This is a genomic window from Pseudomonas sp. Ors-4-3C, from assembly GCF_055755035.1.
Genome location: NZ_CM146900.1, coordinates 5302783 through 5317328, shown reverse-complemented (window position 1 = coordinate 5317328; position 14546 = coordinate 5302783). Strand labels below are relative to the sequence as shown.

9 protein-coding genes are annotated in these 14546 nt (G+C 61.5%); 5 read left to right on the top strand and 4 right to left on the bottom strand.

Features of this window, described 5'->3' with window-relative positions:
* The first annotated feature begins 86 nt into the window (after window positions 1-86).
* Entirely contained in the window at window positions 87-2009 is a 1923-nt protein-coding gene (locus ACVHNU_RS24115) for an acetyl-CoA hydrolase/transferase C-terminal domain-containing protein (RefSeq protein ID WP_473018430.1), read from the top strand.
* Between the two features lie 128 nt (window positions 2010-2137).
* On the opposite strand, the gene ACVHNU_RS24110 is transcribed toward ACVHNU_RS24115, so the two are convergent.
* Window positions 2138-2710: a xanthine phosphoribosyltransferase gene (locus ACVHNU_RS24110; RefSeq protein WP_003229440.1), complete on the bottom strand. Its 573-nt coding sequence runs from the start codon at window positions 2708-2710 to the stop codon at window positions 2138-2140.
* 55 nt (window positions 2711-2765) lie between these two features.
* On the bottom strand, window positions 2766-4775 hold the full coding sequence (rep, locus tag ACVHNU_RS24105; RefSeq protein ID WP_027610430.1) for a DNA helicase Rep: 2010 nt from the start codon (window positions 4773-4775) through the stop codon (window positions 2766-2768).
* 262 nt (window positions 4776-5037) lie between these two features.
* Between rep and ACVHNU_RS24100 the strand changes: the two genes are divergently transcribed.
* On the top strand, window positions 5038-6711 hold the full coding sequence (locus ACVHNU_RS24100) for a putative bifunctional diguanylate cyclase/phosphodiesterase (protein WP_473018429.1): 1674 nt from the start codon (window positions 5038-5040) through the stop codon (window positions 6709-6711).
* A gap of 109 nt (window positions 6712-6820) precedes the next feature.
* On the opposite strand, the gene ACVHNU_RS24095 is transcribed toward ACVHNU_RS24100, so the two are convergent.
* Window positions 6821-8215 carry a NorM family multidrug efflux MATE transporter gene (locus tag ACVHNU_RS24095; protein ID WP_473020096.1) on the bottom strand — a complete coding sequence of 465 codons (1395 nt, stop codon included), beginning with the start codon at window positions 8213-8215 and terminating at the stop codon, window positions 6821-6823.
* Window positions 8216-8373: 158 nt separating this feature from the next.
* Between ACVHNU_RS24095 and ACVHNU_RS24090 the strand changes: the two genes are divergently transcribed.
* The 3 genes from ACVHNU_RS24090 to ACVHNU_RS24080 all read left to right on the top strand — a co-directional run bounded on the left by ACVHNU_RS24090 (window position 8374) and on the right by ACVHNU_RS24080 (window position 12894).
* Window positions 8374-9294 (top strand): LysR substrate-binding domain-containing protein, encoded by a 921-nt coding sequence (locus ACVHNU_RS24090; RefSeq protein ID WP_045122673.1) that lies wholly within the window; start codon window positions 8374-8376, stop codon window positions 9292-9294.
* A gap of 189 nt (window positions 9295-9483) precedes the next feature.
* Window positions 9484-11460 carry a methyl-accepting chemotaxis protein gene (locus ACVHNU_RS24085; RefSeq protein ID WP_473018428.1) on the top strand — a complete coding sequence of 659 codons (1977 nt, stop codon included), beginning with the start codon at window positions 9484-9486 and terminating at the stop codon, window positions 11458-11460.
* 219 nt (window positions 11461-11679) lie between these two features.
* Window positions 11680-12894 carry an aldose 1-epimerase family protein gene (locus tag ACVHNU_RS24080; RefSeq protein WP_473018427.1) on the top strand — a complete coding sequence of 405 codons (1215 nt, stop codon included), beginning with the start codon at window positions 11680-11682 and terminating at the stop codon, window positions 12892-12894.
* Here the strand turns inward: ACVHNU_RS24080 and ACVHNU_RS24075 are convergent.
* Window positions 12891-14384: a YifB family Mg chelatase-like AAA ATPase gene (locus tag ACVHNU_RS24075; protein WP_473018426.1), complete on the bottom strand. Its 1494-nt coding sequence runs from the start codon at window positions 14382-14384 to the stop codon at window positions 12891-12893. The two genes, ACVHNU_RS24080 and ACVHNU_RS24075, sit on opposite strands and share 4 nt — an antisense overlap.
* Window positions 14385-14546 lie beyond the last annotated feature (162 nt).

The window sequence follows — 14546 nt, the reverse complement described above, 5'->3', positions numbered from 1 at the left end:
GCGATTCACGGCTTTCGCTGTCCTTTGCAGCAAAGTCGAGGCAAGCTCGGTCTACCCCTATTCACGGAACGGGCAGGAGGCTTCAGATGGTGCAGTTGTGTTCGATCGAACAGGCAGTGGACGACGTGCTTGCACGCTTGCCGGCGCACATCCACATGGGCATGCCGCTGGGGCTGGGCAAGCCCAATCACTTCGTCAACGCGCTGTACCGGCGGATCAAGGACTTGCCCGAGCGGCAACTGACGATCTATACCGCGCTGTGCCTCGGTCGGCCGACGCTGGGTGACGGTCTGCAGAAGCGCTTCATCGAACCCTTCGTCGATCGTGTATTCGGCGACTACCCCGAATTCGATTTCCTTGCCGACCTGCACCGCGACAGCCTGCCCGCCAATATCCGCATCGAACAGTTTTTCATGCAGCCCGGCAGTCTGCTCAACAGCCCGCCGGCCCAGCAGGATTACGTCAGCAGCAACTACAGCCACGCCGCCCGCGACATCAATGCCGCCGGCCTCAATCTGGTGGCGCAATTGCTCGCCAGCAGCAGCGAACATCCTGATCGCCTGAGCCTGAGCTGCAACCCCGACATCACCCTCGACCTGTTGCCGATGATCGCCAAGCGCCGCGACGCCGGGGAGACCATTCTGCTGGTCGGCCAGGTGCACACCGATCTGCCGTACATGCCCGGTGATGCCGAAGTCGATATCGACACCTTCGACCTGCTGATCGACGCGAAGGACAGCAGCACGCTGTTTTCCACGCCGAACATGCCGGTGGGCTTTCAGGATCATTTCATCGGCCTGCACGCCAGCACCCTGGTGCGCGATGGCGGCACCTTGCAGATCGGCATCGGTTCGATGGGCGACGCGCTCACCGCCGCATTGCTCGCGCGGCAAGCGGACAACGCCGGTTATCAGGCGGTACTGGCTGATCTCAATCTCAGTCAGTGGGCACAGTTGATCGAGCGCGAGGGCGGTACCGCCCCATTCGCCAAAGGCCTGTATGGCTGCAGCGAAATGTTCGTCAACGGCCTGCTGGTGCTGGCCGATGCCGGGATCATCCGGCGCAAGGTCTACCCCGACGTGCACACTCAGGAGCAGGCCAACGCCGGCACCCTCGATGAGTCGGCGCAGACCGATGGCATCTCGGTGCACGGCGGCTTCTTCCTCGGCCCACGCAGTTTCTACGAGCGCCTGCGCGAATTGCCGTTGAGCAAGCGCCTCGAATTCAACATGACCCGCATCAGCTACATCAACGAGCTGTACGGGCAGGAAGAATTGAAGCGCTTGCAACGGCTTGATGCACGGTTCATCAACACAGTGTTCACCATGACGCTGATGGGCGCGGGCGTGGCCGATCAACTGGAAGACGGGCGGGTGCTCAGCGGTGTTGGCGGGCAATACAACTTCGTCGCCCAGGGCCATGCGCTGCACGATGCGCGTTCGATTCTGATCCTGCGCAGCTGGCGTGAGTCCGGCGGCGAGGTCAGTTCGAACATCGTCTGGGAATACGGGCATTGCACGATTCCACGGCACCTGCGCGACATCGTGGTCACCGAGTACGGCATCGCCGATCTGCGCGGCAAGACCGATGCGGTGGTGATCGAGTCGTTGCTGAACATCAGCGATTCACGCTTCCAGCCAGAACTGATCGAGCAGGCGCAGAAGGTCGGCAAACTGCCGCAGGATTTCCGTCTCGATCCGCGTTTCGCCGATAACACGCCGCAACGCTTGCAGGCGATTGCCGCAAAGCATCCGAATCTGTTTCCGGAGTATCCGCTGGGCTGTGATTTCACCGTGATCGAGCGGGATCTGCTGCGGGCGCTGAACTGGCTGAAGAGCAAGTTCAAGCTGAGCGAGATATTGGAGCTGGGCAAGGCCGCGCTGGATGCGCCGGAGGCTTCGACGTTCCCTGAACACCTTGAACGTATGCAACTGACCCACCCGGAAGGCCTGAAAGAAGACCTGTTCCAGCGCCTGCTACTCACCGGCCTCAAAGCCACCGCGCAGTAACGGCTCACCCAAAACCAACTGTGGGAGCGGGCTTGCTCGCGAAGGCGTCGTGTCAGTCAAAGAATAGCTCGACTGACACGACGCCTTCGCGAGCAAGCCCGCTCCCACAGGGGGTAATGCGGCGTGGATTATTCGATGAAGGTAACGACGCCATCCTTCAGCGATTTCACGCGGGCCAGCGATTCAACGCGGTAGCCCTGCGAGTCCAGTTCGGCCCGGCCGCCCTGGAACGACTTCTCGATCACGATGCCCAGACCGGCAACGGTGGCGCCAGCCTGTTTGATGATCGAGATCAACGCCTGCGAGGCCTTACCGTTGGCCAGGAAGTCGTCGATGATCAGCACGCGGTCGCTGCTGGTCAGGTGCCGTGGCGAGATGGCCACCGTGCTTTCGGTCTTTTTGGTGAACGAATAAACGGTCGCCGACAGCAGGTTTTCTGTCAGGGTCAGGGACTGTTGCTTGCGGGCGAAGATCACCGGCACGCCCAGGTTCAGACCGGTCATGATCGCCGGGGCAATGCCCGAGGCTTCGATGGTGACGATCTTGGTGATGCCCGAATCCTTGAACAGCGTGGCGAATTCGTCGCCGATCAGCTTCATCAGGGCCGGGTCGATCTGATGGTTCAGAAAGGCGTCGACTTTCAGGACCTGGTCGGAAAGCACGATGCCTTGTTCGCGGATTTTCTGGTGCAATGCTTCCATGAAGCTGTCCTCGTTCAGCGCCTGTGCGCCCTAAGCTTTAAAAAAGTGGTCAATTCTAGCGCTTTAACATCGCGCGTATATCAGCCAATGCGCTATTGCCACGCACGGCTTTGACTTCGGTCGGTGTGTCGTCGTTGCCTTCCCACGCCAGGTCGTCCGGCGGCAGCTCATCGAGGAAGCGGCTTGGCGCGCAGTCGATGATCTCGCCGTACTGTTTGCGCTTGGCGGCGAAGGTGAAGGCCAGGGTCTGACGCGCGCGGGTGATGCCCACGTAGGCCAGGCGGCGTTCCTCTTCGATGGTGTCGGCTTCGATGCTGGAGCGGTGCGGGAGGATTTCCTCTTCCATGCCCATGATGAACACGTAAGGGAATTCCAGGCCCTTGGACGCATGCAGGGTCATCATCTGCACGCCTTCGGCGCCGTCCTCTTCTTCCTGCTGCCGCTCGAGCATGTCGCGCAGGACCAGTTTGCCGATGGCGTCCTCGACGGTCATCTCGCCGTCTTCGTCTTTTTCCAGGGTGTTCTTCAAGGCTTCGATGAGGAACCAGACGTTGCTCATCCGGTAGTCCGCAGCCTTGTCGCTGGAACTGTTGGTGCGCAGCCAGTTCTCGTAGTCGATGTCCATGACCATGCTGCGCAGCGCCGAGATCGGATCTTCGCCGGCACACTGCTCACGGACCTTGTCCATGAAGCGCTTGAAGCGCGACAGGCGATCGGTGAAGCGGCTGTCCAGATGCTCGCCCAAACCGATTTCGTCGGTGGCGGCGTACATCGAGATCTTGCGTTCGGTGGCGTAGTTGCCGAGTTTTTCCAGGGTGGTCGAGCCGATTTCCCGGCGCGGCACGTTGATCACGCGCAGGAAGGCGTTGTCGTCATCCGGGTTCACGATCAGGCGGAAGTAGGCCATCAGGTCTTTCACTTCCTGACGGCCAAAGAAGCTGTTGCCGCCGCTCAGGCGGTACGGCACCTGGTGGTGCTGCAACTTCAGCTCGATCAGCTTGGCCTGGTAGTTGCCGCGATAGAGGATTGCGAAATCGCTGTACGGGCGGTCGGTGCGCAAGTGCAGGCTGAGGATTTCCATGGCCACGCGCTCGGCTTCGGCGTCCTCGTTGCGGCAGCGGATCACGCGGATCTCGTCGCCGTGGCCCATCTCGCTCCACAGCTGTTTTTCGAATTCGTGCGGGTTGTTCGAGATCAGCACGTTGGCGCAGCGCAGGATGCGGCTGGTGGACCGATAGTTCTGCTCGAGCATCACCACTTTCAGCGAAGGGTAATCGTCCTTGAGCAGCATCAGGTTTTCCGGCCGCGCGCCACGCCAGGCGTAGATCGACTGGTCGTCGTCGCCCACCACGGTGAACTGATTGCGCTTGCCGATCAGCATCTTCACCAGCAGGTACTGGCTGGCGTTGGTGTCCTGGTATTCGTCGACCAGCAGGTAACGCACCTTGTTCTGCCACTTTTCGAGGATGTCGGCGTGCTCTTCGAAGAGCTTCACCGGCAGCAGGATCAGGTCGTCGAAGTCCACCGCGTTGAAAGCCTTGAGCGTGCGCTGATAGTGGGTGTAGACGATGGCGGCAGTCTGTTCTTTCGGATTGCGTGCGTTTTCCAGCGCCTGGGCCGGCAGGATCAGGTCGTTTTTCCAGGCGCCGATCATGTTCTTGATCTCGTCGACGCCGTCGTCGCCTGCGTATTCCTTCTGCATGATGTCGGTCATCAGGGCTTTGACGTCGGTCTCGTCGAAGATCGAGAAACCGGGTTTGTAGCCCAGCCGCGCATGCTCCTTGCGGATGATGTTCAGGCCCAGGTTGTGGAAGGTGCAGACCGTCAGGCCGCGACCTTCGCCGGCACGCAGCAGGGTGCCGACCCGCTCCTTCATCTCGCGCGCGGCCTTGTTGGTAAAGGTCATGGCGACGATGTACTGGGCGCGGATGCCGCAGTTCTGGATCAGGTGCGCGATCTTGCGGGTGATCACGCTGGTCTTGCCGGAGCCAGCGCCGGCGAGCACCAATAGAGGGCCGCCGACGTAGTTCACGGCTTCTTGCTGCCGGGGATTGAGTCGGGACATACGAAAATTCGGGAGTCGTTGACGAAATGGGCCGGCATTTTAACAGGCTCAGCGATTTGTGCTGCTCTGTCCGACTTGTGACGCACCACGCGATTCAAATTTGCCGGTTTTGTTACTTTCACGCAGGATGCGCGGTGATTTTGCGGCTAATGTACTCATTCATGACACAAAATAACGGTTTGATAACCGTTGTCATTTGGTCATTGATCATCGCAACGGCATAATGCCCCGCCCACATCATTGCAGAGTCTAGGGAGCTAGCTTGTCTACGCCTGTCGAACCCTTGCGTTTGCTGCTACTGGCCGAAGAGCCAGCGTGGACAGCGTTATTGCGCGAGTGTCTGGCTCCGATGGGGAGCGCGGCGGTGCTGATCAGCGCGCCGAGCTGGGAGTCGGTCAGCAGTCTGTTCGAAGACAACCGTCATGCGGTGTTGTTGACCGTTCCCGCGTTGCAGCCGGCCCCGGGCCGTTGCAGCCTGCCGACCGTGTTGCTGCTGGAACACGAACCGGCCACTGCGCCCGTTGGCGTCAGCGACTGGCTGGTGTTCGACGCCCTCGATGCCGGCATGCTGCGCCGTTGCCTGCGTCATGTGCGAGAGCGCGGCGTTCTCGAAAACACTCTGCAACGCCTCGCTGAACAGGATCCGCTGACCGGCATCGCCAATCGCCAGGGCTTTCAGACCCTGCTCACCGCGCGGCTGGCAGAAAACGACGGGCGCGGTCTGGCCCTCGGACATCTCGATCTCGACAACTTTCGTCATGCCAACGACGCCCTCGGGCATCAGGCCGGCGACCGGCTGATCCTGCAAGTCGTCGCCCGGCTGAAAAGTCAGCTGGAGGCCGGTGATCAACTGGCGCGCCTGGGCAGCGACGAATTTGCCCTGCTGATCGACACCCGCCGCGCGCCGCAACGCGCGGAGTGGATGGCCGAACGCATCACAGAAGCCTTGTCCGAACCCTATTGGGTCGACGGCGAAAGCCTGTTGATCGGTTCCAGTCTCGGTATCGCCCATGCCCGCGCACAAGGTGGTGCCGACCCGCTGATGTGGCACGCGCACATCGCCATGCAGCAGGCCAAGAGCACGCAGGGCTGCACCTTCCATATCTTCAACGAACGCATCAATCGCAACGCCCGGAGCATGGCCGACCTCGAAAGCGAGCTGCGCCGGGCGTTGCGTCGCGATGAGCTGGAGCTGCATTACCAGCCGCGGCTGAATCTTGCAGACGGGCAGATCGTCGGCCTCGAAGCCTTGGTGCGCTGGCGCCATGGCGAGCGCGGGCTGCTGCCACCGAGCGAATTCGTGCCGCTGGCCGAGCAGAGTGGCTTGATCGTGCCGCTGGGCTACTGGGTGATTTCCCGCGCGTTGCGCGACATGCAGGCACTGCGCGAGCGCGGGCTGCCGGCGCTGCACATGGCGATCAACCTGTCGTTCCGCCAGTTTCAGGACAGCCAGTTGCTGCCGACGCTCAGCCGGCTGATTGCCGAGCGTGGGGTCGAGGCGCAGTGGCTCGAATTTGAACTCACCGAAACCGCCGTGATGCGCCGCAGCGATCTGGTCAAGCAGACCATGGACGCCCTCGGCCGCCTCGGCGTGCGTTTCTCGCTGGATGACTTCGGCACCGGGTTCTCCTCGTTCGTACACCTCAACAGCCTGCCGATCACGCTGCTGAAGATCGACAAAAGCTTCGTCGGCGGCATGGAGCAACGCGAAGAGAACCGCAAACTGGTGCATGCGATGATCAACCTCGCGCACAACCTGCATCTGGAAGTGGTGGCCGAGGGGGTGGAGACGCCGGAGCAGCTGGATCTGCTGCGCGGGTTTGGCTGTGATCAGGTGCAGGGTTATCTGATCAGCCGGCCGTTGCCATTGGCGGAGTTGGTAGAGTACCTGACGTTTGGTGCCAGCCAGCAGCCAGCCCTCGAAATCGTGAGCTGAACACATAACCCCTGTGGGAGCGAGCTTGCTCGCGAAGGCGGCGACACGTTCAATATACATGTGTCAGGTACACCGCTTTCGCGAGCAAGCTCGCTCCCACAGGGAAACTTCATTCAGGTTGAGGGATGTTGAAGCCTCGAGATTGCGGCTCCAGCCGAATCATCCGCTTCATCTTCCATTCAAACGCCAGCGTCAGGCTCACCGCCGCGCATGCCAGCCCCAGCGCCAGCCCCCACCAGACGCCAGTCGGCCCCCAATGCAGGTGAAACGCCATCCACCACGCCGCCGGCGCGCCGATCAGCCAATAGCAGCCGAGCCCGACCAGAAACGTGGTTTTCGCGTCCTTCAGCCCACGAATGCAACCCATGGCAATGGTCTGCGTACCATCGAACAGCTCGAACCACGCGGCCACCGCCAACAGGCTTACGGCCAGACGAATCACCTCGGCAAACGCCGGATCGTTGTGATCAAGGAACAGCCCGACCAGTTGATTCGGCAGCAGCCAGAACACCATGGCGAAGCCCAGCATCACCACCGCACCAAAGACGATGCCGACCCGTCCGGACATTCGTGCATCGCTCAGTTGCCCGGCGCCGTAATGCTGGCCGACGCGCATGGTGATCGCATACGACATGCCCGCTGGCACCATGAACGCCACCGAAACGATCTGCAGAGCGATCTGGTGCGCGCCCAACTGCGTGCTGCCCATGGTGCCCATGCACAGCGCGGCGAAGGCGAACAAGCCGACTTCCACCGCGTAGGTGCCGCCAATCGGCAGGCCGAGGCGCCACAGCTCTTTCAGATACTGCCGATTTGGCCGCGACAGACCGGCGCGCAACGGATAAGCGTCATACGCCGGGTGCCGACGAATGTGCCAGGCCAGCGCCAGCGCCATGCAATTGGCCACGATCGCCGTCACCAGACCGATACCGGTCAGCCCCAGTTTCGGCAGGCCGAACATGCCGGTGATCAACGCGTAGTTGAGCAGGAAGTTGGCCACGGTGCCGCCCAGGCTGATGACCATTACCGGTGTCGCCCGGCCGATCGCACTGGTGAAGCCGCGCAGGGCCATGAAGCTCAGGTAGCCGGGCAGGGCGAAGGGCAGGGCAATGAGGAATTGCCCGGCGGCATGGACGTTGGTTTCGGTCTGGCCGAACAGCAGCAACACCGGTTTCAGGTTCCACAGCAGCAGTGCGGCGCCGAGCGCCATCAGCCACGCCAGCCACAACCCGGCCTGGGTCAGGCGTGCCGCGCCGATGATGTCGCCGGCGCCCTGACGGATCGCCACCAGGGTGCCGACCGCCGCGATCACGCCGATGCAGAAAATCGACACGAACGAATAGCTCGCCGCGCCAAGACCGCCACCGGCCAGCGCTTCGGGACTCAGGCGCGCCATCATCAGGGTGTCGGTCAGCACCATCAGCATGTGCGCCAACTGCGAGGCAATCAGCGGCCCGGCCAGCCGCAGGATGGCCCAGAGTTCGGTACGCACGGGATGCTGCATGGTCATCACCACTCATTCAAAGAGGGAACAGAGAGCCGACGATTCTCGGCGCTTGGCAGGGTTTGCACAAAGGGATAAAAAGGATGGGTGGCATGATTAAAACTCATCATGAGAAGATCCTGCCGGGTTGGTCTTAACCCGCTATAGGAGCTTTGCGAATGTCCCGTCGTCTTCCTCCGTTGTATGCCCTGCGCGCATTCGAAGCGGCGGCGCGGCACAGCTCGTTCACCCGCGCGGCCGAGGAACTGTCGATCACCCAGAGTGCAGTCAGCCGGCACATCAAGACGCTGGAAGAGCATTTCGCTTGCAAGCTGTTTCATCGCAGCGGGCGCAACCTGCAGCTGACGGAATCGGCGCGGATGCTGTTGCCTGGAATCCGCGACGGCTTCGCGGCCCTTGAGCGCGCCTGCAACACCTTGCGCGCCGAAGACGACATCCTGCGCATGAAAGCGCCGTCTACCCTGACCATGCGCTGGCTGCTGGCGCGCCTCAGCCGCTTCCGCCATCTGCAACCGGGTAACGAGGTGCAACTGACCAGCGCCTGGATGGACGTGGATTCGGTGGACTTCAACAACGAGCCGTTCGACTGCGCTGTGCTGCTCAGTGATGGGCATTTCCCGCCGGACTGGGAAGCCAGCCTGCTATTCCCGGAAGAGCTGATACCGGTGGGCGCGCCCAATCTGTTGAACGACCAGCCGTGGGATGTTGCGCGTCTGGCGTCCACCGAACTGTTGCACCCGACTCCGGATCGGCGCGACTGGCGCAGTTGGCTGGAGCACATGGGCCTGTCCGATCAGGTCTCGCTCAAGGGCGGACAGGTGTTCGATACCCTCGAGCTGGGGATGATCGCCGCAGCCCGAGGCTACGGGGTGTCGATGGGCGATTTGCTGATGGTCGCCGAAGATGTGGCGCAAGGAAGACTGAGCCTGCCATGGCCGACCGCGGTCGCCAGCGGACTGAATTACTACCTGGTGTGGCCGAAGACCCGTCCGGGAGGTGAACGTTTGCGCCGCCTCAGCGACTTCCTGCAAGGCGAAGTGCGCGCCATGGCGTTGCCGCTGGTCAAGCGCTTGAGCTGAAACGTTCGAGCCCGCACAATGCCGGCCTTGCGCCATAACCCCGCTATTTACTCAAGTATTCGGTTTCACCGCCGAAAATGAGCATGTGGAACCGTCGTGCCGGTCGCCACGATTTCACCCCCATTATTAGAATTTTCCGAGCAAGTGCTGCGATCAAGGAGGATCCGGTGGCTCGGCCAGGAGCTGTCCATGTCTCAACCTCGCGCCCGGATCGCCTCGCAGCTGGGCCTTGCGCTCGCTGTGATACTGGCGATTGTCATCAGCGGCAGTACGGTGTTTGCCCTGCGTTCGCTGGATACCGCCAACCTCGCCACCCGTGAAGAGCACCTCGCCAGTGAGGCGCGGCTGCTGGCCGACCAACTGAGCACCTTCCACGGCACGCTGCGCGAAAGCACCCAGCGCCTGAGCGGGCTGTTCGAGAAGCGCTTCAGCGCGGGTTTGAGCATTCACCCGGATCAGCCGGTGGCAGTTGCGGGTACGCAGACCCCGGGCCTGCACCTGGGCGGCGAAGTGCTGAACAACAACTTCAAGGAAGTCGACGAGTTCAAGCAGATGACGGCCGGCGTCGCCACGCTGTTCGTGCGCAGCGGCGAAGACTTCGTGCGGGTCAGCACCTCGCTGACTAAGCAGGACGGTACGCGCGCCATCGGCACCTTGCTCGATCATGCGCACCCGGCTTATGCGAAGTTGATGGCGGGGCAGGGCTATGTCGGCCGTGCCTTGCTGTTCGATCGCTCGTATATGACCCAATACACCCCGGTGCGCGATGGCAGCGGCAAGGTGATTGCGGTGCTGTTCGTCGGCTTCGATTACACCGACGCGCAGAACGCCCAGTTCGATAACCTCAAGCGCTTCCGCATCGGTCAGAACGGTTCGCTGGCGTTGCTCGATGAGCAAAACAAATGGCTGGTCGCCCCGGCCGGTGTGCAAGCGCTGGATCAGGCCGTTCCGGTGATCAAGGGTCTGGCGGCGAAACCGGGCAAGGGTGAGTTCTGGAGCGACACCGCTGAAGACTTCTACAGCATCGCCGTGCCGTTCGAAGGCGGGCCGTGGTCGGTGGTGGCGAGCATGCCGAAAGCGGAAATCCGCGCCGTGACCTGGAGCGTCGGCACCCAACTCGCCATCGGCAGCCTGCTGGCGATGTTGATCGCGGTGGGGGCGGCGATGTGGCTGTTGCGCAGCAAGTTGCAACCGCTGGGCGACCTGGTGCGTCAGGCCGAAGCCTTGGGCGCCGGTGATCTGAGCGTGCGCCTGAATGTGTCGAGCCACGATGAAATCGGTCAATTGGCCCGCGCGTTCAACCAGATGAGCCAGGCGTTGTCGACCATGGTCGAGCATATCCGCCGCTCCTCGGAAGAGGTCAACAGCCGGGCCCAGGCGCTGTCCGGTTTGTCCGGTGGTGCTTATGAAGGCATGGAGCAGCAGTCGGGCGAAATCACCAGCATGGCCGGCGCCGTGGAAGAGTTCAGCGCCACCTCGCTGAACATCGCCGACAATATGGGCGCAACCCAGCGTCTGGCCCAGGAAAACGCGCAGCAGACCCAGATCGGTCGCACCTCGATGGACGAGGCCTCTTCCTCGCTGGAGCAAATCGCTGGCGCACTGAACACCACTGCCACCGTGATCAACACCCTTGGTCAGCGTTCCCAGGAAATCGGCGGCATCGTCAGTGTGATCACCTCGATTGCCGAACAGACCAACCTGCTGGCACTCAACGCGGCCATCGAAGCAGCGCGTGCCGGTGAGCAGGGGCGTGGCTTTGCCGTAGTGGCCGATGAGGTGCGCAACCTGGCGTCGCGCACCCGTCAGGCCACCGACGAAATTTCCGGGATGATTCACAGCATCCAGCAGGAAACCGGCAACGCCATCAGCACCATGGAGCAGGGCAACCTGTTGATGCAGGAAGGCCTGTCGCGCAACGCCAATGTCGCATCGGCGCTGGCGCGGATTGATGAACAGAGCCGTTCGGCAGGGCAACAGTTTGCTGCGATTACTACGGCGACCCAGGAGCAGAGCAGTACCGCTACGTTGCTGAGCAGTAACCTGCAAAGCATTGCGCTGGCCAACAGTGAGCAGCGTGAGGTGGTGTCGAACCTGGCGGTGACGGCCAAGGAGCTGGAGAAACTGGCGGCGGACTTGCGTTCCGAGGTTGATCGCTTCCGTTGATGTACAGCTGAAATAGCTATCGCGAGCAGGCTCACTCCTACAGGTATATCGGTTGGTCGCAATGTTTGTGATCACTGAAGATCCCTGTAGGAGTGAGCCTGCTCGCGATCGCTTCACTGCCAATCCTGGGTAAAACACTCGATCTCTTGCTCTTTCACACTTGCTGAAACGTTTCCGCAGCGCTATAAAAATGGCACAACTCCAATAAAGGCTGCTGCCATGACCCCGTTCAAACTCGCCGTTGCACTCGGCGCACTCTCTGCTGCTTCCCACGCCATGGCTTGGGATTACGTACTCCTCGATACCAACAAACCCGCGCAAAACTGGAGCATCACCAGTGAGCAGCTCGGGGTGAAAACCGACAAACCCTTTTCCGTGAGTCTGCGAACCTTGCACGGCGGTCGACAGGAAGGTGTCAGCATCGTCGATATCGATAACGGCACAATGAAACTCTCGGTGGTACCGACCCGTGGCATGAATGTCCTGCAAGCCTCTGTTGGTAGTGTGCGCATGGGCTGGGATTCGCCGGTCAAGGAAGTGGTCAACCCGGCCTACATCGAACTCAACGGGCGCGGTGGCCTGGGTTGGCTGGAAGGCTTCAACGAGCTGGTGGCCCGCTGCGGTTACGAATGGGTTGGCCATCCCGGCATGGACAATGGTGAGTTGCTGACTCTGCACGGCCGCGCCGCGAACATTCCGGCCAGCAGCGTCACCCTGCACATTGACGAAAAACCACCCTACGCCATCAGTCTGCGCGGCGAACTGAAAGAGCAGGCATTCAAGAAAGTCGACTTCTCGGTCGTCACCGAACTGGTCACTGTGCCAGGCAGCACAGCGTTCGCGCTGAACGACACACTGACCAACAACGGCGATTATCCAAAGGAATACCAGGCGCTGTACCACAGCAATTTCAGTACGCCATTCCTTGAGCAGGGCGCACGTTTTGCGGCTCCGGTAAAACAGGTTTCGCCTTTTAACGACAAGGCCAAGGGCGATCTGCCCGACTGGCAGACCTACCGCGCGCCGACCAAGGACTACGACGAAACCGTCTACAACGTCGTGCCGTATGCGGACGCCAAAGGCGAAACCCTGGCCGTGCTGCACAACAAGGCCGGCAGTCTTGGCGTTTCTGTTGGCTTCAATACGCAGCAGCTGCCGGTTTTTTCCCTGTGGAAAAACACCGATACCCAAGGGCAGGGCTATGTCACGGGCCTTGAGCCGGGCACCAGTTTTTCCTACAACCGCCGCTATCAGCGTCCGTTGAATCTGGTGCCGACCATTGCGCCAAAGGCCAGCCAACAGTTTCAGATCAGCTACAGCCTGCTGGCAGACAAAGGCGCTGTGGATAACGCGCTGAAGCGCGTGACCGAGATTCAGGCCGGGCGTGAAACCGAAGTGCGGCAGGCGCCGTTGGTGGATCTGACCGAGCATTAAGGCGTCGCCGGCCGATACTGCAGCGCTTCGGCCAAATGCTCACGGCGGATTGCATCGACTTGCTCAAGGTCTGCCAGGGTTCTGGCGACTTTGAGCAAACGATGGGCTGAGCGTAGTGACAGGGTCAGCCGTTCGCAGGCCGATTCCAGCCAGGTTTCATCGGCTGTGGATAACTTGCAGTGGCGTTTCAGTCCCGGCAGATCGAGAAAGGCATTGGCACAAAGCTGACGCTTTTGCTGGCGTTCGCGTGCCTCGGCCACCACGGCTGCCGCACTGGCGCTGTCCTCGCCTGGCTTCACTGCCGGATTCAACGCCGTCGCTTCCCGCGCCACCGTCAGGTGCAGATCAATCCGATCCAGCAACGGCCCCGATAGCTTGTTGCGGTAGCGCTGCACCATGTCCGGTGTACACGAGCACTTGCCGCTCGGCTCGCCAAGATATCCACAGGGGCAAGGATTCATGGCCGCCACCAACTGGAAACGCGCAGGAAAGCGCACGCGATCCTTGGCTCGGGCGATCACGATATGTCCGGACTCCAGCGGCTCGCGCAGCACCTCCAGCACCTTGCGATCAAACTCCGGGAGTTCGTCGAGAAACAGCACACCGTGATGCGCGAGGGTGATCTCGCCGGGTTGTGGTTTTGAGCTGCCTCCGACCAGCGCCGGACCGGATGCCGAGTGGTGCGGCTGGCGAAACGGGCGCTGCGGCCAGTGTGTCAGCGGCACGCCGCTGGCGACCGATTGAATCGCCGCCACTTCCAGTGCTTCGCATTCAGACAGCGGCGGCAGCAGCCCCGGCAAGCGACTAGCCAGCAATGTTTTGCCCGTCCCCGGTGGCCCGCTGAACAGCAAATTGTGCGCGCCCGCTGCGGCAATCAGCAGCGCGCGTTTCGCGGCCATCTGACCTTGCACTTCATTGAGGTCGGGATAGGGTTTCGCTGCATGAATCAGCCCGTCCGACACATAAGGCTCGACCGGTGTATGCCCGTTGAAATGCGCCACCGCCTCCAGCAGATGGTCCACCGCAAACACCTTCAGGCCCGAAGCCAGGCACGCCTCCTCGGCATTCGCCCGCGGTACCACCAGTGCCCGCCCGGCCTTGCGCGCCGCCAGTGCCGCCGGCAACACCCCGCGTACCGGTCGCACCGCACCGGACAACGCCAGCTCACCGAGGCATTCCACCTCATCCAGTGTGAGACACGGCACCTGCACACTCGCCGATAGAATCCCCAAGGCAATCGCCAGATCAAACCGTCCGCCATCCTTGGGCAAATCCGCCGGCGCCAGATTCAGGGTGATCCGCCGCGCCGGAAACTGCAGCCCGGAATTGATGATCGCGCTGCGCACCCGGTCCTTGCTCTCCTTCACCGCCGCCTCGGGTAGCCCGACCATGGTCAGCGACGGCAGACCGTTGGCGAGATGAACTTCGACGGTGACGGCAGGGGCTTCCACGCCAACCTGGGCGCGGCTGTGGACGATGGAGAGGGACATGGTCGTTCCTTGAGCTGAATCGGGGGCCGCTTCCTGCGGGTTTTTGAAGGGTAGTCTGGGGAGAGGGCGTTGGTCGGACAGTTTTAAGGTCGAACTTTCACTTGATGTTTCTGAGGGCACTAATCCTCAGGCATAAAAAAACCGCCTGTCAGGCGGTCATTT